We start from the raw sequence: 23,282 nt of genomic DNA, 5'->3' as shown, positions 1-23,282 counted from the left end.
CACTTCTTAGCTGTTAAATTTTTATACCACGATTATTTGTTTAAAGTAGTTTCTGACTCTTGGTTGAAAGCGTCCATTTCTTTTTGAACGTTGGCGCCGCCAAGATAGATTTGTTCAAAGTGTTTCAAGTAGTTTTGTGCGATTTCTTCAAATTCAGGGATTAAAGGCATTGGTTCAGAGTTTTGTAATTGTTCGTTAAAGACGCTGTAAACAGGATCAGATTTCAAAGAATCATCTTCCCAAGCTTTTAAAGCAGTTGGAAGTGCGTCAGTTAATTTCATCCACTCTAATTGGTTTTCAGGACGGGCCATAAATTCGATGAATTTCGCTGCATCATCTTTTTTCTTAGAGTATTCAAAAATAGTTAAGTTTGAGCCACCCATTGAAGAAATGTTGTTTTCTTTTTTCGGCAATGTTGCAATCGCCCATTTGCCATCTACATCTTTTACTGTGTCTTTTACAGTTTTTGCCATCCAAGGACCACTGATAAACATTGGTACCATTGCATCGTCACCAGAGAAAGTTTGCGATACATCCAAACCTAAATCTTCTTTTGGTGAGTAACCTTTTTGGATAAAGTCATTCAAGTAAGAAACAGCGTCAACAAAAGGTTTTTTATTGAAGACAGGTTTGCCATCTTCTAATAATGGTGAACCATTTTGACGAGCAAACATAAAGCCTAGTGTTTGTTCTTTGCTGTCGATGTTGATACCGTATTTGTCATCGCCGCGAGCAGCTAATTTTTTAGCAGCATCTTCTAATTCTTCCCAAGTTTTTGGCGCTTCTTTATAGCCAACTTTTTCTAAAACATCAGTACGGTAAAATAGTACGCGTGTTTCAGCTGCCCACGGAATACCGTAATATTTGTCGTCAAATTTTGTCGTTTCAACAGAACCATGATAGAAGTTTTCAGCTTTTAAATTGTCGTATTTTTCAATGTACTTGCTCATGTCTGCTAAAGCACCAGCTTTTTGGAATTCAGGCATCCAAGTTGTCCCCATTTGCAATACGTCTGGGCCACTCTTAGAAGCAACAGCTGTTAATAATTTATCGTGGGCATTTGACCAAGGAATAGACTGGATTTTAACTTCGATCCCAGTTTCATCTGTGAATTTATCCGTCATTTTGGATAATTGTTTCACTTCTTCTCCCATACCCCAAATATTTAAGACCTTGTCATCTTTAGCAGAATCTCCGCCAGAACCTGACCCGCAACCTGCTAAAACACCCAGTGTCATCGCTGCTGTTACACCCAATAAACAAAGCTTTTTCGAAATCTTCATCTTTCTTCCTCCGTATTTCATTTTTGGTGAAACGTTTCTACGAACAGAGTATATAATGCCGCGATTTAATTTGCAACCGTTTTCTACGATTTTTTATAAAAAAACTTTTCACAATAAGTAAAATCAGCGTTAAATAAGCATTTATCAAAAATTAAATGACAATATTTTAATAAAACAACCATTTGAAAACAAATTCATGGTAAAATCTAGCTGCAAATATTTTACTAAATAGGAAAAACGTTTCACTAAAAGTTTATTTTTTTGAAAGGAGTTTTATTATGGCATCAAAATGGTGGCAACAAAGCGTTTTTTATCAAATTTATCCCCGGAGTTTCCAAGATAGCAACAATGACGGCATTGGCGATATTAAAGGAATTACCGCGCGTTTATCTTACTTAGAAAAATTGGGGATCGACGCCATTTGGCTCTCGCCAGTTTTTGCATCTCCTAATGTCGATAATGGCTATGATGTGAGTGATTATTGCGCTATTATGCCAGAATTTGGCACGATGGCAGATATGGAAGAATTAATTGCCACAGCAAAAAAAGCGGGCATAAAAATTATCATGGACTTAGTAGTCAATCATACCTCCAGTGAACATCCTTGGTTTAAAAAAGCCTTAGCAGGCGATCCACATTATAAGGATTATTACATTTTTCGTTCTGATAAAAATGGATTGCCAAATGACTTAAATTCATTTTTTGGCGGCTGTGCGTGGGAACACTTGCCCGCAACAAACGAATATTATTTCCATCTATTTGCCAAAGAACAACCCGATTTGAATTGGGAAAATCCTGCTGTCCGCAAAGAAGTATGGCAAATTATGAATTTCTGGCTGCAAAAAGGCGTCGGTGGTTTTCGCTTAGATGTGATCGAATTAATTGGTAAAATTCCCGATCAAAAAATTATTGGGGACGGCCCCGCCTTACATCCATATTTACAAGAAATGTATCGCGAAGTTTTAGCAGGACACGACGTTGTAACCATCGGCGAGACTGGCAGTGTCACGCCATTAACTGCTCCTTTGTATACAGATCCTAAGAGAAAAGAGCTGTCGATGGTCTTTCAATTTCAACATATGGCCTTAGATGAAGTTGCCAAAACTTCAAAATGGAATTTGAAGTCCTTAAATGTCTCCGAGTTAAAAACGGTGCTATCCCGCTGGCAAACAGACTTACCAAAAGAAGCTTGGAATAGTTTATTTTGGAGTAATCACGACCAACCACGAATTTTATCTCGTTGGGGCAATGTAGCTGATTACCCCACGAAAAGCAGTAAGATGTTGGCCATTTTACTCCATTTGATGCGGGGGACTCCTTTTATTTATCAAGGCGAAGAATTGGGCATGACCAACCAATACGTCGATAAAATTAGCCAATTAGATGATATTGAAAGTATTCATTACTATGAAGAAGAAAAAGCTAAAGGCAGCAGTGAGGCAACAATTTGGCAAGCCATTAATACTAAAGGACGTGACAACGCCCGTACGCCAATGCAGTGGTCTAATGTGCCTAATGCTGGCTTTACAGGAGAAAACGTAACTCCGTGGTACAATTTAAATCCCAACTACACAACTATCAATGCGCAAACCCGGCTGGATGATCCTGAATCCATTTTTTACACCTACCAAAAATTAATTCAGTTGCGAAAAAATTATCCGCTAATTGTCTGGGGAGATTATGACTTACTGGATACCGCTGAAAATATTTTTGCCTATACTCGCAGCTACGAAGGGGAAACTTGGCTTATTTGTGCGAATTTTTCTGACAGCAAACAAGCAGTCTCATTGCCTTATGCCGCCACAGAAACGATTATCACAAACTATCCCCATACGTATCACCATTTAAATCAGTTGAACTTACTGCCTTACGAAACATTTGTCGTAAAACTAGCATAAAAACTGCAAGTGCAGGCAAAGTCTCGTGACTTTACCTGCGCTTGCAGTTTTTTTAATTACAGACAGATTTTTAGTAGGTTTTGCCACCCATTAAAATGGCACCTACACTTTTACTGTCGGTTATATCATTTATATCATTCTGGGATTATACTTCTATCTGATTGCAAACATTCTAGTTATTTAACCAAAAGATAGACCACGATTGTAAATTGAATTCCTGTTTTTTTCAATCCGAATCATTTCAGCAAATTTATAACTTGTCACAAAATGACGACCTATTACTAATAAAATAAGCTGACTATGTCTATGCTTTTCTACCAAAAAAGAACGATACGACTGCCACTAAAATAACTGCACCAATAATAGAAGGGACAATTGCCATTCCAGCTAGAGTTGGACCCCAATGACCCAATAAAGACTGCCCAATCGCAGAACCAATTAGACCGGCAACGACATTTGCAATAATTCCCATTGAACCACCTTTATTTGTAATCGCACCTGCGATCGCACCAATGACACCACCAACGATTAAAGACCAAATTAAACCCATTTTCACTCACTTCTTTCTACCAATATTTATAATAATTTTCATTTTATTGCTTTTTTGGGTATCCATAGAATACCCTCTTCTTGCCTAAATTAAAAACAAAACGACTTATTTTTATCTTTTTTATGCAATATATTTTAATTTTTAGAAAATTTTAGGTGAATTTGTTTTGTGGGGTGCAAAATGACGTGTTCGAACTTTTTTTCAATCAAAAAAAACATAGACCAAGTCATTTACATAACTTAGCCTATGCCCCCAGCCTCTTTTTAAAGAAGCTGACAATGGTTTATCATAATTAGTGAGCGGATTCCTAGAAACAAAAGTGCTGATGCACTTTTTATATACCCAAGGCGATCCCTGGAGCCCCTTCCAGTTCTTAAAAAAGAAACGCTTTGCAGTTAGTGTTTCTTTTTTTATCTGTCGGAAATATTTTTTCAATCAAATTCTCTTAAACTAAAAAAATTTTCTAATTTTAGTTGGCTTTTTGCTTTGAACAAAAGACTAACTCTTTTTCATACCAATCGGCTTTATATTTCAATTTCAAAAGGAGACGATTCCAGTCACTTAAAGTAAATTTCTCTTCAATATTTTGCAAAACTGGGGTACTTTGATTATTTTTCTGCGTTTTAAGGGCTTTATTGCCCTTGTTTTTTGTTTCATCGTCTCCTGCTGCTGGCATTGTGACCACGATACAATCAAATTGGCGCACAAGAGCAATCGACAGTTGTTCTGTAAAGTCTTCTTTTTGCTTCATTTTGCGGATATATAATTGTTGGAGGCGCAATTTTTGTTTTTGATAATTTTTAGCTTGTTCCAACTTTACATTGCGTCGCTGTGCACTCTTAGCCCGGATGGCAAGGCGCCGCTGCGCTTTTTTTAGCTGCGCTAAAAGTTGCACTTGGCAAAGCGTCGGTATGCCGCGCACTGCCACACTTGGCTCAATTAGTGTTGTCCCATTGTAGGTAATTTCAATTTTGCTACCTGTTTTTGGCAAAGCAGTACTATCTTCTTCACATAATAAAGAAACATAAAATTCCTGCCGATTTTTAGCAGAGATAGTGGCCGAGCGAATTTTTCCCGTCACATTACGATGTTGATGCAACAAAACTTTACTTTTTAACTTTGGAAGCTTCAAGCCATCTTTTTCAAGATAAATAGTATGACCTTGATTATTTGTAGTATAAGACTGCCACGCACTTTTTTTGCTCTTTAGTTTCGGATAACTGGCATGGCCGCGGTAATAATTTTGAAAGGCTTTTTCCAAGTTACGTTGCGCATTAGCCAAAGCTAAACTATCCGTCGCCTTTAAAAAAGAATATTCCTTTTTTAATTTAGCTGGCGTTAACTTTTGCGTCTTTAACCGCCCTGAAGCTGGATTTGTAAAAGTTTCGCTATTATCTTGATAGTTTGTCTGCCGCAGTGTCAATAACGTGTTATAAGTAAAACGAACACAGCCAAAAGTTTGAATAAAAAATTGTTTTTGCGCTTCATCAGGATAAAGCGCAAATTTATAAGCTTTTAATATTTTAATTGGTACCTGCCTCCCCTCACTGATCATTACTTCAGTTGTGGTGGCTTTTGGTAGGGACGTTCCCCTTGTCCCACCTAACCTTACCTAACCTAACAAATTTTTTAAAAGAAAAGCTGATTGAACTTTCTCAGTCCGCAAAAAATAAGAGCGGAATTTTCGGAAATTGCTCCCAAAATTTTTGGAAATTTTGCCTTATTTCTTGGAGGACTAGTTCATAAAGCTAGACAACTAGAAAAGCTGAATGAACTTGGTCAACTCGCTAGCAATAAGGCGAAATCTTGATAAATTGTTCTTCAAATTTCTCAAGATTTTGACTTATTGTCGCCGAGAGTTAGTTCATGAAGCTAGACAACAAGAAAAGCTGATTGAATCGTTTAGCCCTGAGCCATAAGATCAAAATTTGCTAAAATGGCTTTTTCATTTTCGCGAATTTTGGCTTATGGCCGAAGGGCTGATTCATAGAGCTAGACAACTAGAAAAGCTGATTGAACTTGGTCAACTCGCTAGCAATAAGGCGAAATCTTGATAAATTGTTCTTCAAATTTCTCAAGATTTTGACTTATTGTCGCCGAGAGTTAGTTCATGAAGCTAGACAACTAGAAAAGCTTTATGAACTTTCTCAGTCCGCAAGAATCCAATTACAGTGCCACTTGGCTTTGCGTCGTTTTTTGCTGTAATTTTGCTTGGTACATGGTAATTTCATCTTCTGAACAATAAATATAATGTCCTTCTGCAATTTCATGCATTCCCCGCTGTTTGCCATCATCAGGTTGGGCCTGATATTTAATCCGCTTGCGGTTACGTTCATGATCTGGATCTGGTAATGGAATTGCCGACAGCAAACTTTCCGTATATGGATGAACACCGTGATTATAAATGGCATCACTGGTACCCACTTCCAGCAATTTGCCTAAGTGCATAACACCAATGCGATCACTGATATGTTTTACCATCGACAAATCATGGGCGATAAATAAATACGTCAAATTTTGCTGTTCTTGCAAGTCTTGCAATAAATTTACCACCTGGGCTTGAATGGAAACATCCAAAGCTGAAATTGGTTCATCACAAATAATAAATTTTGGTTTTACGGCTAGGGCGCGGGCAATACCGATCCGTTGCCGTTGTCCGCCGGAAAATTCATGGGGATAACGCGTTCCATGACTAGGATTTAACCCCACCGTTTCTAACAGTTCATCCACTTGGGCATTGCGGTCTTTTTCATTTTTTGCAAGACCATTAATATCAATGCCTTCTGCGATAATGTCCCGCACTTTCATGCGAGGATTTAAAGAGGCATACGGATCTTGAAAAATCATCTGCACATCGCGACGAAATGTTTTTAAGCCTTCTTTGCCTTTAATTTTCATCACATCTTGACCAGCAAAATCAATTTCTCCATCAGTTGGCGTATTTAAGCGGATAATCGTGCGCCCGGTGGTGGATTTGCCACTACCGGATTCTCCCACTAAGCCAAAAGTCTCGCCTTCGTAAATGTGAAAGCTAATATCATCCACTGCTTTGACTTCGTCTTTACGTCCGACATTGAAGTATTGTTTCAAGTGAGTTACGTTTAATAAAACTTTTTTCACGCGGCTACCTCCTTAGGCTTCTTGTTTTTCTTTGAAAATTTCCCAACGACGAACAATTTCGGCCGGTGGGGTTACTTTAGGGGCTTGTGGTGCTAAGAGCCACGTTGCCGCTTTGTGGGTTTTAGAGACGTCAAAATATGGTGGTGCTTGCTCGGTATCGATTTTTAAAGCAAATTCATTACGAGGATAAAAAGCGTCCCCTTTTGGTGGTTGCAGCAAATCTGGTGGCGAACCTGGAATAGCATATAGGCGTTCTTCGCCCCCTTCTAAAGTCGGCATTGAACCTAACAGCCCCCATGTATACGGATGTTGCGGGTTGTAAAAAATTTCTTCTGCCGTTCCAACTTCGATAATTCTGCCCCCATACATGACTGCCACCCGATCAGCCACGTTTGCCACAACACCTAAGTCATGGGTGATAAAAATAATCGACGTATTAATTTTTTTCTGAATATCTTTCATCAACTCTAAAATTTGGGCTTGAATTGTTACATCCAAAGCGGTCGTTGGTTCATCAGCAATCAGAACTTCCGGGTAGCAAATAAGCGCAATGGCAATTACGATCCGTTGCCGTTGTCCACCGGAAAATTGGTGGGGATAGTTTTTCAATCGTTTTTCGGCATTGGGAATACCAACTAAGTTTAATAATTCCAACGCGGAAGCTAAGGCCTCTTTTTTAGACACTTTGTTGTGAATAATCAAAGACTCCGCAACTTGTTTGCCAATTGGCATGGTTGGATCTAAAGAGGTCATGGGATCTTGGAAAATCATCGCAATTTCCTTACCTCGAATCTTCTGCATTTCTTTTTCCGATTTTTTGACAATATCGGAATTTTTAAAAATAATTTCACCCTTATCAATATTGGCGTTACTGGCTAAAAGTCCCATGATACTGCGAGTAGTTACCGATTTACCGGAACCTGACTCCCCTACAATCGCCAAAGTCTCTCCTTTATAAAGGTCAAAACTAACATTGCGGATTGCGCGGACTGTTCCCGCATAAGTATCAAAGGAGATTTCCAAATCTTTAACTTCTAATACTTTTTCTGGCATCATCATCACTCTTTCATTTTCGGATCAAAGGCATCACGAAGACCATCAGCTAGTAAGTTGAAGGCAATCATAATGACAGATAACGTAACTGCTGGTACCCACAATAGGTAAGGCAGATATTGGAAGGTTTTATACCCGTCACTTAACATTGTACCCAGTGAAGCATTCGGCGGTGTTAAACCTAAACCGATAAAACTCAAGAAGGCTTCAAAGAAAATCGCCGTTGGAATACTGAACATCATCTGGACAATAATCACGCTGGAGATGTTGGGCAAAATATGTTTAAAGGCTATTTTGAAATTACTTTCCCCTAAAGTTTGGGCAGCCAACACAAATTCTTGGTCTTTTAATTTCAGCGTCTGTGCCCGAACGATCCGAGCCATTGGAATCCAGTTAGTGATGGCCATGGCAGCAATAATCGATGGAATACCCGGTTCAAAAACGACCAACATTAAAATCATGACAACTAGGTTTGGAATACCAGAAAGAATTTCCAAAATACGTTGCATTAACGTATCCACTGTACCGCCTTTTAAACCAGAGATTAATCCGTAAGTAACACCAAAAATAATGTCGAACATCGCCGCGATAAAGGCGATCAATAAAGAGACCCGCGTTCCCATCAAAAGACGGCTCAAAACATCACGGCCCAATCCGTCAGTCCCAAAATAATAATTCAAATTATCCGGTACATTCGCTGCGGCATATTTATCGACTAATTGTCCGCCAACCATTGCTTTTCCGTTTAAGCCATTAATATCAATCCCAGGAATTCGTGGTGGCAAATTCATATAAGCAACATTTTGCTTCGTGGGATTATGGGGTGAAAAGAAAATTGAAATAATCGAAATCACAATAATTACGAGTAGTATCGCCATACATACGACCGCTGCTTTATTTTTTCGAAGGCGCCGCCAAGAATCTTGTAAGAAAGTCAAAGACGGAGCGGCAATCATTTCCCGTTCTTTAATGGTACTACCGTGGTACAGCTCAAATTCTGACGCTGGGATTTTGGCAATAGTATCATATTTTGGTTTTGCATTTTCCATTAGCCTTTGCTCCCTCCTGACACGCGGATTCGTGGATCAACGATGCCGTATAATAAGTCAACCACTAAAATGACAATAATCAACATTGCCGAGTACAAGACGGTTACCGCCATAATGGTTGGATAGTCGTTGGTGGTAATTGATTTTACAAATTGCTCCCCAATACCAGGGATCGCAAAAATATTTTCTACTACTAAAGAACCAGTCATTAAAGCAACTGCTAAAGGTCCGAGTAATGTCATCAAGGGAATCAAGCTATTACGCAAGCCGTGTTTAAAGGCGATTTCCCAACGGCTTAATCCTTTAGCTCGAGCTAGTTCCACGTAATCACTGTGCATAACTTCCACCATTTCTGTTCGAATAAAACGTGCCGAATCGGCTAAAGGCGACATTGCCAGCGCAATCGTTGGTAAAATCGTATAGGCAAAACCTTCCCACTTAGCAATCGGCAAAATGTGCAATTTAATCGCAAAAACATATTGCAGTAAAACGGCGAAGACAAAGTTTGGAATCGAACGACCCAAAATCGCAATTAAAGTCGCTAACGTATCCACCCATGTATTTTGTTTCATGGCTGAAATCGTCCCTAAAATAATCCCTACGAAAGTCCCCAGTAAAATCGCCTGCATCCCTAATTGTAAGGAAGGTCCCACGCGACCAGCCAGTAAGGCTGCAACTGGTTGGTTTTTAAACTGGAAGGAAATTCCAAAATCACCTTGAAGTAAGTTTTTCAGATACGTTCCATATTGCACGATAACCGGCTTATCCAAACCCATTTGCTTATTTAACAACGCAATTTGGTCTGGGCTTAAACGTTCTGCATTGGTATAAGGCGTTCCTGGTAACATTTTTGATAAAAAGAATGTAATCGTAGCAATCAGCCACAAGGTTACCAGCATAAAAAATAGCCGTTTTAGAAAATATTTGAGAAAGTCATTCAAATTATTTCTCCTCCTAAATAAAATTGAGAATATGCAACAAGAACAAAAAATGCATCAACTGCACATGAAGTGAAAATTTTTTGCAGGTGGGAAATCTTCTGTTTTTTAAAACAAGTTCCCTACCTTAAGAAGTAAATGGTGCTAAAAAAAACTCTTTTGACTTTGCCAAATGGATTCGATAAAGTAAAAGAAAAGCTTTTGAAACTTGGTTGGCGCTCAAAAAATAAGTACGGAATTTTCGAAAATTGTTCTTCAAATTTTTGAAAATTTTGTCTTATTTCTTAGAGTGCCAGTTTGAAAAGCTAGACATTGAAAAAGCTTTTGAAACTTGGTTAGCGCTCAAGCAATAAGACAAAAATTTGATAAATTGTTCTTCAAATTTCTCGAATTTTCTGCTTATTGTCGCCGAGAGTTAGTTTGAAAAGCTAGACATTGGAAAAGCTTTTGAAACTTGTTTAGCGCTAGTTTTTAGCTAAAAAACTTGCCCTGTATAAAAGCTACAAAAACCAACAAGGAGTCCATTATGAAAAAATATCCTCCCGCGTTTATTGCCGTCGTTATCTTCGTTATCGCTATTATCTGGGGTCTGATCAAAAAGAATTTAAGTCTGATCATGTTATCAGACACTCTGTTTATGTTGGGACTGCCTTTTTTGATTATTGGCATTTTGTTATGGGTTTTTTCCTCTGGCTTCTTCGATACTTTTCAACGATCCATGCATGAAGCTGTAGGAAGAAAGCAAAAGAAAAAAGCTAACTATACGCCTTTATCACAAGTTGGCCAGGGTGTGTATCTTTTTTGGCTAAAAATTGCCGGTATCATCTTGGTCTGCTCGCTCATTTTTTATGCCATTGGCAGCATTTAATAATTATTAATTTCTAAAGCATGACTACACCAATAGCAAAAATAGTTGCAAGAGGCTGGCAGTGCCAGCCTCTTTTTACTATTTAAATGACGTTTTGAGTAGCAACTTAAGTGTTACTTATTATTCGGTTACATATGTCCATTTGTAATCCCATGAAGCGCCGGCAGCGTGATGAACGATACCTTTTACTTTCGGATTAATCATGTGACCTTCTGCTTTTTGGAAAACGCCGATAACTCCAGCAGTTGAGCTGATAATTTTATCTGCTTCTTGCAAATTAGCCCAACGTTTCATCGGATCACCTGCATTGGTCGTATTAGATTCTTTCACAACTTTATCGTATTCTTCATTTGACCATTGCCCGCGGTTATATGAATTCCCTGTAACAAATAAATCTGTAAAGCTTGATGGGTCTGAGTAGTCAGCACCCCAACCACCTAATACCATGTCGAATTCACCGTTATTTGAACGATCTAACCGAACAGAAAATGGTACTGGCGTTGGTTTAATTTTGATACCAGACAATGTTTCTTCGAGTGTGCTTTGCAAATATTCTAAAACTTTTTTAGTTCCGTCATCGTCAGAAGCGACAATATCAAAGGTAAAGCTATCTTTTCCTAAAGCTTTTTTAGCCTTTTCCCAGTGGTCTTTTGCCTTTTTCGCATCAAAGCTGACCAAATCGCCCGCCTCTTTGGTGAAATCTTCGTTGGTTTCTGGATTTTTAGACATATCCGATGGAATCAAACCAGTAGAAGCAACCGAGCCATCGCCTAAAACAGAATTAACGATTGCATTGCGGTCAATTGCGTAAGAGATTGCCAAACGCAAATCTTCATTCATAAATGGTGAATCTTCTTTTCGTTGATTTAATTCTAGATAAGAAGTGCGGGCTTCTTTAACCGATTGGAAAGCTTCTTGATTGGCATTTTGTTGTGCCAATTCACCGGTTAAGATTGCATCGTCTGTTTGTCCGTCATTAAATAAGTTCAACCCTGTGGAGGATTCTTTCACTACGCTGACTTTGACAGCGTCTAATTTTACTGTATCTTTATCCCAGTAAGTATCGTTTTTCTTGTATTCCCACTCTGTATCAGTACCAGGACCGTCAAATCCGGCTAAAACAAATGGACCGTTGTAAACAGAATTTTCTGATTTTGTAGCAAATTTGTCGCCATTTTTTTCAACAACTTTTTGTGGTTGTGGGAAAAATGAAGGAAATGCGAATAAATAATCCATATAAGGCGTTGGACGCGTTAACGTAATTTCCAATTCGTAGTCGTTGACAGCCTTAATGCCTAACTCAGATTTATCTTTTTTGCCGGCAGTAATATCGGCTGCATTCACAACGGGTTCATATAAATAAGCATATTCAGATGCGGTTTTGGCATCGACTGTTCGTTGCCATGCAAAGACATAATCAGAAGCCTTAACGGGTGTTCCGTCAGACCATTTGGCATCTTCTCTTAATTTAATCGTATATTTCAAACCGTCTTCACTAACTTTGGCTTCTTCAGCGGCACCAGCTGGCACTGGCTTGCTATCTTTGTCCAAACGATAAATTCCTTCGTAGACATTGTTTAACGCAGTGAAACTAATGGTATCTGTCGCAAGTGATAAATCAGCACTCGGCATTTCTTGTAAGACAGAAACTCTAAATTCTTGTTTGTCCGCTTCTTTACCAGAACCGCCTGCAGCACTGCTGCCATCTGTTGTGCCACTACCGCTGCCACATGCTGATAACACAACACCGCAGACAGCAATAACGCCAAATAATGATGTCTTCTTCATTTTCATTCCCTTTACCCCTTGTCTTGTATTGAATTTTCAGAATATTAAACATTTTCTGAAGTTAACGAAAATTTTAATCAATAATTATTAAAAAAGCAATACTTTATTCATTAAAAAACAAATATATATAAATTTTCTGATAATTCAAAAAACAAGACGTGAAATTTACGTGAAGAAAATTACTTACAATCAAATTCTTGAAAAGTATTATAAAAACAGGTTTTCCTATTCCAAAAGCGGGAATAATTCTTCAAAATAATTCAGTAAAATAATTATTTGTGAAATATTTTGACGAATTCAAAAACCAACAAAAACTGTCAAAAATAACTAAATTATTTTTCCTCACCGGCTACTTTAACGATTTCAACGATGGTATCGCGGGCTTTTTCCATTGCTTCAAGGGTGATAAATTCATATGGTCCGTGAAAGTTTTCGCCTCCGGTAAATAAATTCGGGGTAGCAATTCCTTTATACGAAATTTTCGATCCGTCAGTACCACCACGAAATGGGGTGACAATCGGTTTTATCCCTAAATTTTTCAGCGCTAAAAGTGCATAGTCTACCGCCCGGGGTTCTTTATCTACGATTTCTTTCATATTGTAATATTGATCAAACAGGCGATACGTAATGCGCGGATAGGTGAAGGTGGCATTCAAGGCGTCAATAATCGCTACGATTTGATTTTTTCTGGCTATAAATTTGGCTTGATCATGATCCCGGATAATGTAATCCAACTGCGCTAAAGAAATATCCCCGCTAAATTTATTCAATAAATAAAAACCTTCATAATCTTGCGTTAATTCCGGTACTTCTGCTTGAGGGAGGCGACTGTCAATGGTCTCCCCAATCTTGATGGCGTTCACCAATTGCCCATACGCCGTACCAGGATGGACACTGGTCCCTTCAATTGTGATCTCAATTTTGGCAGCATTAAACGTTTCATATTCAAAATGTCCAACACGACCACTGTCAATTGTATAGGCAAAATCCACCGGAAAATCTGCAACCTCAAAATTATCTGCCCCACGACCAATTTCTTCATCTGGCCCAAAAGCGACCCAAACATCCCCACGCTTTTCTTTTGGAACTTCTTTTAAGTTTCGCAACGCGGCCATAATTTCAGCAATCCCGGCTTTATCATCGGCACCTAAAAGAGTCGTCCCATCTGTCGTAATTAGCGTTTGGCCTACATAGTCTTTTAAATTGGGAAACTGGCTAGGAGACAAAACAATATTTTGAGCTGCATTTAAAACCACCTCATTGCCATCGTAATTGTAATGAACTTGCGCTTGAATATTTTCTGCATTAAAATCCGCCGTATCCACATGGGCAATAAAACCAATTGCAGGTTTTGCGGCATTTCCTTTTAAAGCCCCAATCACAAAGCTATTTTTCTCAAAATAAGCAACATTACTTAATCCCAATTGTTCCAGTTGCTCTTTTAATTGCAGCGCCAGATCAATTTGACCTGGCGTAGTAGGAATGAAGGTGGATTTTTCATCTGAGCGGGTATTCACTTTGACATAACTTAAAAAATCTTCCAATAATTGACGCATACTTTCTCTCCTTACTTCACAGATGCTGTCCGTAAATTGAAATAATCACCATAGGCGTGAAAAACGATACCTTTTACTTTTTCATTGATTAAATAATTTGAAGCACTTTGATATAGCGGTACTTGCGCTGCATCATCTGCGAGCAATACTTTTTCTGCTTCTTGGTAATCTTTAAAAAATGCGTTAGGATCATTCGCATCTGTAGTGCGGGCTTTTTCGACTAAATCTGTGTAGGTTTTGTTAGCATACCCGCCGTAATTGTAAGAAGAACCCGTCTTATATAAATTGAAATAGGAATCCAGTTCACTAGAACCGGCGATCCAACCAGAAACCGACAATTCGTAATTTCCATCGGTACGGGATTGGTTCAAATTCACTTTTGGTTGTTTGTTAATAACAATTTTCAAGCCGGACAATGTTTCTTGTAACTGGCTTTGCAAATACTCACCAACTTTTTCACCGTTATCATCATCGGTTACCAATAATTTCAACGTTAAGCTATCGCCAATGACCGCTTTGGCTTTGGACCATTCACTTTTAGCTGCTTTTACATCATAGGTGTTGTAGTCGCCGCTAAATTTGCGGAAATCTTCTTTTGTTTGAGGATTTTTATAAAGACCCGTTGGAATCAAGCCATTTAAAGGCGTGGCGCCATCATTTAAAACATTTTTTGCCAGTTGTTCTTTATTAATTGCTTGGGCAATCGCTTTGCGAACATGTACATTTCCTAAGGCTTTGTTGGCTTTTTTGTTAAAATCTAAAAATTGATTGGCCACATCTTTTTCTGTCACTAACCGTGGATCATTTTTGAATTGTTCCACATATTGACCACTAATACGCTGTAAATCCAATTCTCCACTGTCCACTAACTGAATTCCGGTATTTTCTTCCTTGATCGTAGAACCGTGCACCTCTGACAATTTGACAGCTTTTTTATCGTAATAATCATCATTTTTCACCAAGGTCCACTCATCTCCGGTCTGTTTCCAATCTTTTAATGCAAAAGGTCCCGTATACAAAAGATCCTCACTGGTGCGGCCATACTCATCTTTTTTGTCGGTGACAAATTTTTCATTTTGCGGTGCCAACCAACCAATGGAAACCACAGATAAAAATGACGGCTGGGCTTGTGTTAGTTTCACTTCAAAAGTCTTTTCATCCGGTGCAGCTAAACCAATTTCATCAATTGCTTTTTTACCTTCACGAATTGCTTGACTGTTCACCACATTATCCAGTAAATACGCATTTGGCCCCATTGTTTTCGGATTTACTAGTCGTTTCCAGGCAAAAAGAAAATCATTGGCGGTTACTTTTTCCCCATTACTCCACTTCGCGTCTTCTCTTAAAGTGAAGGTATATGTTTTTCCATCTGGGCTAATGTCAACTTTTTCTGCTAAAGCAGGCACTGGTTGACTCTTATCATCAAAACGATATAGCCCTTCAAACAAATGCTGTACCACAGTAAATGTGATTTTATCGGTAGTTTGCGTTGTATCTAACGTACTTAACGGCGCCGGTAAACTGACACTGATTTCTTGTTTTATTGCTTGTTTTGCTGTTGAACTAGCACTTTCCTTAGCTGCCCCGCCAGTTTTACACCCGGCTAACGTCACCGCAGCCAAAATTCCTGTTACCACCAAAATACTCTTTTTCACTTTCATTTTTCCAACTCCTCCAAATTGATCTAAATCTATAAATCGTCAAAAAATTCCGTCAAATCGTGATGAGCTCTTATCAAAAGCAAAAAAAAAATCTCCATCCCTTTGTTTGTCAAACTATGACAAACAAAGGGACGAAGACTTTTCGCGTTACCACCCTTATTCATATTATCCTCACAAATAATATCTCAACGGTACCTGTTGATACCCGGCATTGATAACGATTGCTTTTCCGTCCAAATAGCGTAAACCATTTGAAATACTCAGAGCTCATCTTCACTAAATCGCGCAATGTCCTTTCCCACCAACCGGACTCTCTTGGATCACTCTTTTTAGCTACTCTTCTCTTCAACGTATTAATTCTTTAATTGATTGTTAGCTTACTTAACCTCTTGACAATTGTCAACAATTTTTTTGTAAAATTTTTAAAAGTCGGAATATTTCAAGGATAAAAATAACAGAAAAAAAGTTGGAACAAAGCCTAATAAACAGTCAGGTTCTACATTTTTTTGTCGCAAGATTCAAACAATGAAGGGTATACTATATTTACTAAGCATATCTATCAATTTTAATTTACTGCATCTAATGACTCTAGCAATTTGATTAAAGCTGGATAAATTCCAAAAATTTTTGGCTGAATACACGTACGAGAAATTATTTGCTACACATTCATTTTATCTCCTATAAAAATAACTAAACCCCAAATCCTCATTACAGCTATAGAAAGTTAGCCTCCCTATCTGTGTCTGTAACAATCTAATACTCTTAGGCGAAATATAGTTAACGACAAAGCGTGACTATCAACAAATATAAGAAAAAAACCTATCCACAAGTGATAGATTTTATATTGTTATTAGTCTGCACGTTTTACCATTGCGCTTTTAATGATGTTAGATACTTCAGTCTTTAGGTCGTCAAATTCTCCTTCGTAAATAGCAATATGAACGACCAACTTCGTTAGCTCTTGTTTATCCATAACAAAATCGTAGCCATTTAAATCTAAAAAAACAAGCAATGCAAAAGTCCCTGTTCGTTTGTTTGCGTTATGAAACGGATGCTTTTTGATAATGTTAATTGCAAGAATAGCACCCTTTTCTTCAATCGTCGAATATAACTCTTTTCCGAAAACGACTTGTTTTGGCTGATTGACCGCCATTTCAATAGCGTTAATATCTCTTATTCCAACTGTTTCGCCAGGAGAATATTCAGCTATTTGAAAAGCATTCATCATGCTAATCTGCTTGCCAGTTAAATACTTCATTTTGTCACCAAAGCTTTAAACGTTTCTTCATATTGCTTAGACATTTTAGCCATAGACATCTCCACTAGTAATTGATCTTCATCTTTTTCCACTTTTTTCACCATTGCTTCCTTTAGTTTCTCTTCATCAATGATGACAGTATCAGATTCAGACATACCCATACTATCTAAAAAATCTTTAGACAGCGTTACAACAGTTGAGTTCCCCACTTTGCGAAGCTTCCTTTCTGTTATCGCCATAGTTTTCACCCCTTTTTAATTTTGTATATCCTGTAGATACAGTATATACGCTACTAGAGAAGGATGCAAGAAAGAGCGAAAAGCACCTGCCACCTAGCGCTGACCACCTAATAATTGAAATGGTAACACGAGCAATTGGATTTGGTTTGGCTGATTTCAACATAACTTGACGATATGTATCACCGTGTTTTGCTTTATCCAATTCCCAACGAATTGCCATGGCCAAGTAATGCCCAATTTACTTTTCGATATTCTTTCTTTAATGGCATTGGAAAACGAACACAAGCGACTTCACCACTTACTACTTTTGTAAATGATGATGTGATGTGGTTCTGAATTTTTCCACGCGTTATGGTTTAATGTAATTTCTTCGCTATTTGATTCCAGTGAGGCGAAAACCTTCTCCAACTCAAATAAACGTCAAAAACCGTCTATCCCAAATTTTCTCGTAAAATTTGATTGTCTGTGTCGCGGTCATAAATTCATTGTCATAGGTGGTAGACATGTTTTTTTGCATCCGCAAATCATAACCTAGTCCGTGGGCAAACTTGATTGTTGCATCGATGCAATACTCCGTTTGTGCACCACAAATTTCTATTTGGTTAACGTTATTTTTAGTAAGTATTGTCTGCAAATTGGTCTGATAAAAAGAATTGGCATGGGTTTTATTAACAAAATAATCACCCTTATCCGTTTGTATTGCTGGCAAGATTTCCCAAGCAAAAGAATTTTTGCGCAGTTCGTTGTCATTGTGTTGTACAAAAATAATTGGTAATTTGGCCTGATTGTATAAAGCAATGCGCTTATTTACTGTTGCAACCAACTTTTCTAGCTGATGAATGGTCGTATTTTCTTGGTGACAAACACCATTTTGTAAATCAATGATTAATAATGCATCACTTACTTGTTCCACTGTCCCACCCCTTTTTTGATTATCCTACGCTGAATTGTATTTTTTGACAATTTTTCGCCCCCTTTTTTCCCTGTGAAAATTCATGCTGGGATCGGATTTAGACAATTTTCAAACCAGTGCGGACTATCATCTACGCGTTTGAAAACAACGTTATTTAAAATAATGAATTGTCCCATCACTCATAAACTATCTCACGAAATTTTTTGGGCGGTTACTAAAAATGATAAAGGAAAACCTTGTTTATCATAGACATCAGTCAAGCCAACATCGTAATCAAATTCTTCTAATTTTGTTATTTTCAAGTTGTTTTTTGCCAGGCTCGTTACAATTGCTGCCATGGTATGAGAGAAACTGATAAATTCTTTAGAGGAATAGTTTTCTGACATATAAGCCCATGCCCTCAGTCTCAATCCAAGGTTCTGCTCTAAAGTAAGAATAGCTCACCTGTTTTATCTCCTCATTAAAATCTTCTTCTCCTGGCAAAGCAAGCATGTTCATAAAGGGATGAAAATCGTGGATAAGCAGTACACCATCAGCTTTTAAACAAGCTGTGACTTTCTTAAAAAGGACTTCTAAATCTTCAAACCAAGTAATTGCCCCAATCGTAAAAAAGATGAAATCAAATTGTCCATGGTAAGCACGTGAGATGTCGAGAATATTCCCTGTTACAAACTCACAGTTTTTAATATTCGCTTTTTCAGCCGTGTTTTTTGCCTGAGCTAAAATATTATCAGCAATATCAAAGCCAACACCAGACTTTGCACCCAAAGACATTAAAGACAGCAATTCCCGCCCATTATTACAGCAGAATTGGGCAATCTTTTTTTCTTTAAAATTAATTTTTTTCAATTCATTGGCGACGTTCTCATCAAAAAATGGGAACTCTTCTTTCAATAAACGACGATAATTATCTTCGCCCCAATTTTCGTGGCGGTGTTCAAAAGCCTCTTCCCAGGCTTGCTTATTTTTCTCAAAATAATTCATTTTTAACTCCTTATTCACAACCTATCACGCTATCTTTCCAAAATAAAATTCATGGAAATTTTAGCGTATTCCCCAGGAGCAATAATCTTCATTTTCCCGGGATATTGTGTTTCAACTTCTTTTATTTTCGGTGTAACGGTCGGTGCCAGCATGATCATGCCAATTTTTTCTTCTGCCAAAATAGCGGCCAGTTCACTTGGTTTAGCTGCGCGCCATTCATACATGGGATACATTTGGCTAAGATTGGCAAGAAAGTTTCTAGTACCATAATCTTTTGCTTCTTTTCCCCATTGACTATCACCAGATGCGGTATAGCTACTAACAAGAAATACTGCTTTTTTCATGAGTGTTTCCTCCTCTTTGATTAATTCTGGCTCAGCTTTGATCAATTCATCAATTGTAATTTGGAAGAATTCAGACAGTCCCAACAAATACTCAATCGTTGGTTGGCTGATACCGCGTTCCCACTTGGAAATCGTTTGGCGGCTAATATGCAATTCATTTGCCAAATCATTTTGACTCAAATGATGCAGCTGGCGGTAGTGCCTAATATTTGATCCAACAGACGTCATCTCTGTGCCCTCCTTCTAATTTCACTGTAACCGGAATCAATTTTCCAAGTAAAGAACTTCTCATGATTTTACTGTAACTTATTCGTAGCAACCTATTGATATCGGGTTTTTTAAAGAGTGTTAAGTAAAAAAAATAATTTAAATTCTATACTTTAACACACTTCTACTCCTTATTTATTTTCTATTTAAACTGGAATGGTCCTAGTAAATCTGATAAAAATAAAGAGCAAAACTTTGGAACGGCACCCATTTTTCAGCCCGTCAAATTTTGTCTCGTTTTGAATAAACAATTGTTTCGTCAGAAAAATTATGTTTCACGCTTTTAAATTTTTCTATTGTAGTGGTTCCCAATTTTAGCGACATTAGGAAAACGTGAAATAATGAATTTGCTTTTCTCACGAAATTTAAGGGCAAAATTTTTGGCATAAACTTCTTAACTTTAATCAACTAATAGCTTAAAGCGTTAAATCCAGATAAGCTGTCAATTTTGTATAATCATATTCGGAAAACACTCCTTTGATGTTGTCATAAAACAAACCATCCACATAGAGTAAGAAATGTCCCTTCTCGCTAAGTAAACAACGTTTAGGCAACACTACTGTTTTTCCCCGGGTGTATTTCATTTTTTCGGCGTGGGAAATATGATATTGATCTAGAGCTGTAAATAATTTATGCCCAGTCATTTTATTTTTACCGCATTTGGTTTTACTTACGACCGCTTGAACAGTTGTGTCCGCCAATAAAGCAATACATGTTTGTCCGCATAGCCCTTCTAACGGTTGGTTCAAAATTTGTTCATTCAAACTAAAACACCTCCTAGTAATTTCTTTTCTCTTTTAGTAGCAAGCCTTCTGTCGATTTATTACTGCTGACAAGATTCAATGCTGATACGCAGCAAAGGGGAATGGCAATTTGTGCTTTTGAATCAACCAAACTGAGAGTATAAACTGCAAAAAGCTGATCAGCATAAAAATAAGCTGAATCGGGAAAACCGCTGCCATCAAAAGCCACTGCGCTATGATCCAAATTCCTGTGATAAATCCCATAAAAGCGGACAAATAAGCACCTATATTCCGTTTTTTACTAAGTAAAACGCCACTTATAAAATTCCCGCCAAAAATCACGAGCAACAAAAAAATTCCCGGGATCAAAAAAGTATCAAAGGGAGCATGAACCAATAAATCAGTACTTACCCCCATACTTTTTGCACCACCAGGTACTAAAGCGGCAACGGCACCAACGGCACCAAAAATCGCCATAGCAAAATCAAAAATCAGCAACTGTTTCATTTTTTCCCCTTTCTTTTCAAACCGTTACATCGGCTTTAAATTCTTATTTAGTCGGTTCACCATCCAGGTAAGGCGACTTTGTTGTCCTTTTGTTGTTTTTGCATCAAAGTAAGCACGCGCGTAAGTTTTTTTTACCGATGGCGACATCTTACAAAAATTTGTATAGGCTGGTTCATATTTAACGAGAGTTTCAGTAAGTTCTACTACCTGATCGGCTGTTATCCCTGTTGGCTGTTCAAGATCCCATTGCCCATTTTCTTTTGCTTCAGAAATTTTTTGGCGTCCAAAGTCTGTCATCAATGCTCGTTCTTCCAATCTTTGAACCAACTTTTTATTCTTTTCAGACCATTTGCTGTTTCTTCTACGTTGACTAAAATATTTTTTGTAGGTTGTTTCATTGATTTTTTGCATTTTCCCATCAATCCAGCCATAACAAAGTGCCTCTTTTAAAGCTTCTGCCGCTTTTAGTGTCTGAAGACCTCCTTTTTTGCCAAATAGTAGCCAAACACCCTCACTTGTTTCACAATTTTCTACCAACCACTGCCGAAAATCTTCACGCTTAGAAAACGTCAATTTTCTGTCCATATCGTCACCTTCATTCTCTTTTCACATAATAAACTAGAAATAAGCTCTACATAAATTATACCTGAGGAAGGCTGACAAACGTTAGTGAGATCCTACTTTGCCCCTAACTATTCGGCGCACGTCTTTATGCAACTTGTTAAGCAAAGTTCTCCATGTAAAAATAGCAAAAAAGCCGAATTCCTGTTTTTAGTACAAGTATATTAAACTAAAAAAACGACCTACAAAGAAAATCTCCTTGTTTGCCGTCTTTTATCGCCTAAACGCTATAATTGCTTCTTCAATGCTTTATAGCCGAGTTTTACAGTTATGCCCTGCTATAAACTACATTACTGCTTATCACAAAGTTACTATAAAAGTAACTCAGAGTGTAGATAAAGTATCTTTATCACATTTTCTTCATTCATTATATGAATTAATATGCAAAACCCCGGATCAATTTAATTGTCTGGGATTTTATTGCTTGGTCATTACATATGAATTTATAAACTACTTTTGTCATCAATCTCAGCCAATGCTTCCCTGACATCTTTGTGTACCAATGATTGCATACTCTCGGCATATATAGAAACATCTACTTTGTTTAGCGTTTTGATAATATCCTCTCTTAATTCAGGTTTATATTTGGCAAGGTTAGGTAGCGCCTTTATACATTGCCTTGCAATAACCGGTTTGATATCCTTTATATGCTTCAAATAATTATCAATTATTTCATCAATTTTGCAGTCTTCATCCCATTCTGCACTTGCTGAAATTAGCAGGAATCCCCTTGTTCTTATATAGGAATTGGTACTATTAAGCATTTATAAAAATTCATCAAAGTATTTATAGATTTCATTATTTTGTTTGCTAAGTGATTGCAATTCATGCAAGCATTTATAAGCATGTTTATTATTTTTATTAGTAAGTCCATTTACTAAATCTCTAATATCCCGCATAGCTTTACTCCTAAAATTTCTAATTTGCTAAGTTATATCATTGCTATACCAAAAAGAACAGTATTGAATAAACATAAGTTCATATTCAATGCTGTTCTTTAAAATGGATTTTGTCTACAAATTTATTTTTTCTTAACCGGCACCCAGATCTCTACTTCATCGCCTTGACCAAAAACTTCAATATCCGGACCGCCAGATACCATATCTCCCGTCATATAGCCCGTATTTAACAACGCATATTCCTCTGAGTTTGGTGCCCATTTCGTTACAATATTGTACTGTGTCTGGTGATTTGTCGCTCGTGTACAAGGAAAGACTGCCCAAATGTTAGCAGGAACTTCAATTTCTTCCATGCCTTCAGGTGTTTTTCCTGTTGTGGCTACACCGATATAATAGTCAAATCTTTTTGAATCTACTTCATCCACGTTGTAAAAACTTGCGCCAATCAAACCAAAAGGCTCACGATTGATTAATGGTAATAGTGATGCTTGACTATCGGATGACAAAATCTCATTCCAAAAAGCAGGCAAGTCTTTCATTCCTTGTTGATTCTCATTTGTCGATTCCTTTTTAAAGCCCACTAACTTATAATTATCTAATTCTACAATTCTATGTTCCATATATACTCCTCCTCATAAATTTATGATAGCAAACTTTTTTCATTTCCTTTTACCATTTCTTGAAGAAAAAAAGGTAAAGAAACTATAGGGAGTAGCATATGTGTCCCACAAAATGGGCCTCCT

Annotated in this window: 25 protein-coding genes and 1 other annotated feature; of the genes, 3 read left to right on the top strand and 22 right to left on the bottom strand. The window is 37.6% G+C overall.

Annotated elements, in window-relative coordinates:
* Positions 1–32: 32 nt before the first annotated feature.
* Positions 33–1,283, bottom strand: a complete 1,251-nt coding sequence (locus tag AC6R0T_RS00305) for a sugar ABC transporter substrate-binding protein (RefSeq protein WP_206902983.1) — start codon at positions 1,281–1,283, stop codon at positions 33–35.
* A 278-nt stretch (positions 1,284–1,561) separates the two neighbouring features.
* Between AC6R0T_RS00305 and AC6R0T_RS00300 the strand changes: the two genes are divergently transcribed.
* Positions 1,562–3,181, top strand: coding sequence for a glycoside hydrolase family 13 protein (locus tag AC6R0T_RS00300; RefSeq protein ID WP_303753695.1), 1,620 nt, complete (start codon positions 1,562–1,564; stop codon positions 3,179–3,181).
* A gap of 304 nt (positions 3,182–3,485) precedes the next feature.
* On the opposite strand, the gene AC6R0T_RS00295 is transcribed toward AC6R0T_RS00300, so the two are convergent.
* The 6 genes from AC6R0T_RS00295 to opp3b form a co-directional block, all read right to left on the bottom strand.
* Positions 3,486–3,731, bottom strand: coding sequence for a GlsB/YeaQ/YmgE family stress response membrane protein (locus tag AC6R0T_RS00295; RefSeq protein WP_206902981.1), 246 nt, complete (start codon positions 3,729–3,731; stop codon positions 3,486–3,488).
* A 469-nt stretch (positions 3,732–4,200) separates the two neighbouring features.
* Positions 4,201–5,286, bottom strand: a complete 1,086-nt coding sequence (locus tag AC6R0T_RS00290) for an RNA-guided endonuclease InsQ/TnpB family protein (protein ID WP_303753694.1) — start codon at positions 5,284–5,286, stop codon at positions 4,201–4,203.
* A gap of 611 nt (positions 5,287–5,897) precedes the next feature.
* Positions 5,898–6,851: an ABC transporter ATP-binding protein gene (locus AC6R0T_RS00285; protein WP_303753693.1), complete on the bottom strand. Its 954-nt coding sequence runs from the start codon at positions 6,849–6,851 to the stop codon at positions 5,898–5,900.
* A gap of 12 nt (positions 6,852–6,863) precedes the next feature.
* Positions 6,864–7,907, bottom strand: a complete 1,044-nt coding sequence (locus tag AC6R0T_RS00280; protein ID WP_206903067.1) for an ABC transporter ATP-binding protein — start codon at positions 7,905–7,907, stop codon at positions 6,864–6,866.
* A gap of 2 nt (positions 7,908–7,909) precedes the next feature.
* Complete coding sequence (locus tag AC6R0T_RS00275) at positions 7,910–8,953, bottom strand: ABC transporter permease (protein ID WP_282461862.1); 1,044 nt, start codon at positions 8,951–8,953, stop codon at positions 7,910–7,912.
* On the bottom strand, positions 8,953–9,894 hold the full coding sequence (opp3b, locus tag AC6R0T_RS00270; protein ID WP_206902977.1) for an oligopeptide ABC transporter permease: 942 nt from the start codon (positions 9,892–9,894) through the stop codon (positions 8,953–8,955). Before opp3b ends, AC6R0T_RS00275 begins: the two co-directional genes overlap by 1 nt.
* 523 nt (positions 9,895–10,417) lie before the next feature.
* Here opp3b and AC6R0T_RS00265 point away from each other — a divergent pair.
* Positions 10,418–10,759 carry a DUF3899 domain-containing protein gene (locus AC6R0T_RS00265; protein WP_303753692.1) on the top strand — a complete coding sequence of 114 codons (342 nt, stop codon included), beginning with the start codon at positions 10,418–10,420 and terminating at the stop codon, positions 10,757–10,759.
* A 120-nt stretch (positions 10,760–10,879) separates the two neighbouring features.
* On the opposite strand, the gene AC6R0T_RS00260 is transcribed toward AC6R0T_RS00265, so the two are convergent.
* The 5 genes from AC6R0T_RS00260 to AC6R0T_RS00240 all read right to left on the bottom strand — a co-directional run bounded on the left by AC6R0T_RS00260 (position 10,880) and on the right by AC6R0T_RS00240 (position 17,261).
* Positions 10,880–12,547 carry a peptide ABC transporter substrate-binding protein gene (locus tag AC6R0T_RS00260; RefSeq protein WP_230709931.1) on the bottom strand — a complete coding sequence of 556 codons (1,668 nt, stop codon included), beginning with the start codon at positions 12,545–12,547 and terminating at the stop codon, positions 10,880–10,882.
* Between the two features lie 332 nt (positions 12,548–12,879).
* On the bottom strand, positions 12,880–14,103 hold the full coding sequence (gene pepT, locus AC6R0T_RS00255; protein WP_303753691.1) for a peptidase T: 1,224 nt from the start codon (positions 14,101–14,103) through the stop codon (positions 12,880–12,882).
* 11 nt (positions 14,104–14,114) lie between these two features.
* Complete coding sequence (locus AC6R0T_RS00250) at positions 14,115–15,764, bottom strand: peptide ABC transporter substrate-binding protein (RefSeq protein WP_282461864.1); 1,650 nt, start codon at positions 15,762–15,764, stop codon at positions 14,115–14,117.
* Between the two features lie 124 nt (positions 15,765–15,888).
* Positions 15,889–16,122 (bottom strand) — a binding site (T-box leader).
* Between the two features lie 492 nt (positions 16,123–16,614).
* On the bottom strand, positions 16,615–17,022 hold the full coding sequence (locus AC6R0T_RS00245) for a type II toxin-antitoxin system death-on-curing family toxin (RefSeq protein ID WP_303753690.1): 408 nt from the start codon (positions 17,020–17,022) through the stop codon (positions 16,615–16,617).
* Positions 17,019–17,261: an AbrB/MazE/SpoVT family DNA-binding domain-containing protein gene (locus AC6R0T_RS00240; RefSeq protein WP_206902971.1), complete on the bottom strand. Its 243-nt coding sequence runs from the start codon at positions 17,259–17,261 to the stop codon at positions 17,019–17,021. The genes AC6R0T_RS00245 and AC6R0T_RS00240 overlap by 4 nt, the downstream gene beginning before the upstream one ends.
* A gap of 174 nt (positions 17,262–17,435) precedes the next feature.
* Here AC6R0T_RS00240 and AC6R0T_RS00235 point away from each other — a divergent pair, with 174 nt between their 5' ends.
* Positions 17,436–17,597 carry a hypothetical protein gene (locus AC6R0T_RS00235; protein ID WP_206902970.1) on the top strand — a complete coding sequence of 54 codons (162 nt, stop codon included), beginning with the start codon at positions 17,436–17,438 and terminating at the stop codon, positions 17,595–17,597.
* Between the two features lie 73 nt (positions 17,598–17,670).
* Here the strand turns inward: AC6R0T_RS00235 and AC6R0T_RS00230 are convergent, their stop codons facing one another.
* The 10 genes from AC6R0T_RS00230 to AC6R0T_RS00185 all read right to left on the bottom strand — a co-directional run bounded on the left by AC6R0T_RS00230 (position 17,671) and on the right by AC6R0T_RS00185 (position 23,159).
* A complete protein-coding gene (locus AC6R0T_RS00230) occupies positions 17,671–18,174 on the bottom strand; it encodes a cysteine hydrolase family protein (RefSeq protein ID WP_303753689.1) in 504 nt (167 codons plus the stop codon).
* Between the two features lie 191 nt (positions 18,175–18,365).
* Positions 18,366–18,512 (bottom strand): hypothetical protein, encoded by a 147-nt coding sequence (locus AC6R0T_RS00225; RefSeq protein ID WP_526159512.1) that lies wholly within the window; start codon positions 18,510–18,512, stop codon positions 18,366–18,368.
* A gap of 25 nt (positions 18,513–18,537) precedes the next feature.
* On the bottom strand, positions 18,538–19,158 hold the full coding sequence (locus AC6R0T_RS00220; RefSeq protein WP_303753687.1) for a class I SAM-dependent methyltransferase: 621 nt from the start codon (positions 19,156–19,158) through the stop codon (positions 18,538–18,540).
* Positions 19,159–19,187: 29 nt separating this feature from the next.
* Entirely contained in the window at positions 19,188–19,730 is a 543-nt protein-coding gene (locus tag AC6R0T_RS00215) for a helix-turn-helix domain-containing protein (protein ID WP_303753686.1), read from the bottom strand.
* 455 nt (positions 19,731–20,185) lie between these two features.
* Positions 20,186–20,533, bottom strand: coding sequence for a hypothetical protein (locus AC6R0T_RS00210; RefSeq protein WP_230709773.1), 348 nt, complete (start codon positions 20,531–20,533; stop codon positions 20,186–20,188).
* Between the two features lie 75 nt (positions 20,534–20,608).
* Complete coding sequence (locus AC6R0T_RS00205) at positions 20,609–20,989, bottom strand: hypothetical protein (protein ID WP_526159509.1); 381 nt, start codon at positions 20,987–20,989, stop codon at positions 20,609–20,611.
* A 54-nt stretch (positions 20,990–21,043) separates the two neighbouring features.
* Positions 21,044–21,604: a YdeI/OmpD-associated family protein gene (locus AC6R0T_RS00200; RefSeq protein WP_303753684.1), complete on the bottom strand. Its 561-nt coding sequence runs from the start codon at positions 21,602–21,604 to the stop codon at positions 21,044–21,046.
* 479 nt (positions 21,605–22,083) lie between these two features.
* Complete coding sequence (locus AC6R0T_RS00195) at positions 22,084–22,404, bottom strand: hypothetical protein (protein ID WP_303753683.1); 321 nt, start codon at positions 22,402–22,404, stop codon at positions 22,084–22,086.
* Positions 22,405–22,539 carry a hypothetical protein gene (locus tag AC6R0T_RS00190; RefSeq protein ID WP_303753682.1) on the bottom strand — a complete coding sequence of 45 codons (135 nt, stop codon included), beginning with the start codon at positions 22,537–22,539 and terminating at the stop codon, positions 22,405–22,407.
* A 122-nt stretch (positions 22,540–22,661) separates the two neighbouring features.
* Entirely contained in the window at positions 22,662–23,159 is a 498-nt protein-coding gene (locus AC6R0T_RS00185; RefSeq protein WP_303753681.1) for a GyrI-like domain-containing protein, read from the bottom strand.
* Positions 23,160–23,282 lie beyond the last annotated feature (123 nt).

This window comes from Enterococcus sp. S86.2, assembly GCF_059834485.2.
Note: the sequence above shows the minus strand (reverse complement) of the source record. Positions and strands in the feature narration are given on the sequence as shown.

Bases quoted from the DNA above. Each gene is read 5' to 3' on its own strand.
- AC6R0T_RS00240 (WP_206902971.1), bottom strand. From the start codon at position 17,261: ATGGCGATAACAGAAAGGAAGCTTCGCAAAGTGGGGAACTCAACTGTT.
- AC6R0T_RS00195 (WP_303753683.1), bottom strand. From the start codon at position 22,404: ATGCTTAATAGTACCAATTCCTATATAAGAACAAGGGGATTCCTGCTA.
- AC6R0T_RS00215 (WP_303753686.1), bottom strand. From the start codon at position 19,730: ATGACGTCTGTTGGATCAAATATTAGGCACTACCGCCAGCTGCATCAT.
- AC6R0T_RS00300 (WP_303753695.1), top strand. From the start codon at position 1,562: ATGGCATCAAAATGGTGGCAACAAAGCGTTTTTTATCAAATTTATCCC.
- AC6R0T_RS00290 (WP_303753694.1), bottom strand. From the start codon at position 5,286: ATGATCAGTGAGGGGAGGCAGGTACCAATTAAAATATTAAAAGCTTAT.
- AC6R0T_RS00225 (WP_526159512.1), bottom strand. From the start codon at position 18,512: ATGGCAGCAATTGTAACGAGCCTGGCAAAAAACAACTTGAAAATAACA.
- AC6R0T_RS00265 (WP_303753692.1), top strand. From the start codon at position 10,418: ATGAAAAAATATCCTCCCGCGTTTATTGCCGTCGTTATCTTCGTTATC.
- AC6R0T_RS00275 (WP_282461862.1), bottom strand. From the start codon at position 8,953: ATGGAAAATGCAAAACCAAAATATGATACTATTGCCAAAATCCCAGCG.
- AC6R0T_RS00205 (WP_526159509.1), bottom strand. From the start codon at position 20,989: ATGGCGATTTTTGGTGCCGTTGGTGCCGTTGCCGCTTTAGTACCTGGT.
- AC6R0T_RS00190 (WP_303753682.1), bottom strand. From the start codon at position 22,539: ATGCGGGATATTAGAGATTTAGTAAATGGACTTACTAATAAAAATAAT.
- AC6R0T_RS00200 (WP_303753684.1), bottom strand. From the start codon at position 21,604: ATGGACAGAAAATTGACGTTTTCTAAGCGTGAAGATTTTCGGCAGTGG.
- AC6R0T_RS00220 (WP_303753687.1), bottom strand. From the start codon at position 19,158: ATGAATTATTTTGAGAAAAATAAGCAAGCCTGGGAAGAGGCTTTTGAA.
- AC6R0T_RS00295 (WP_206902981.1), bottom strand. From the start codon at position 3,731: ATGGGTTTAATTTGGTCTTTAATCGTTGGTGGTGTCATTGGTGCGATC.
- AC6R0T_RS00305 (WP_206902983.1), bottom strand. From the start codon at position 1,283: ATGAAGATTTCGAAAAAGCTTTGTTTATTGGGTGTAACAGCAGCGATG.
- AC6R0T_RS00250 (WP_282461864.1), bottom strand. From the start codon at position 15,764: ATGAAAGTGAAAAAGAGTATTTTGGTGGTAACAGGAATTTTGGCTGCG.
- AC6R0T_RS00260 (WP_230709931.1), bottom strand. From the start codon at position 12,547: ATGAAGAAGACATCATTATTTGGCGTTATTGCTGTCTGCGGTGTTGTG.
- AC6R0T_RS00280 (WP_206903067.1), bottom strand. From the start codon at position 7,907: ATGATGCCAGAAAAAGTATTAGAAGTTAAAGATTTGGAAATCTCCTTT.
- AC6R0T_RS00185 (WP_303753681.1), bottom strand. From the start codon at position 23,159: ATGGAACATAGAATTGTAGAATTAGATAATTATAAGTTAGTGGGCTTT.
- AC6R0T_RS00245 (WP_303753690.1), bottom strand. From the start codon at position 17,022: ATGAAGTATTTAACTGGCAAGCAGATTAGCATGATGAATGCTTTTCAA.
- pepT (WP_303753691.1), bottom strand. From the start codon at position 14,103: ATGCGTCAATTATTGGAAGATTTTTTAAGTTATGTCAAAGTGAATACC.
- AC6R0T_RS00235 (WP_206902970.1), top strand. From the start codon at position 17,436: ATGTATCACCGTGTTTTGCTTTATCCAATTCCCAACGAATTGCCATGG.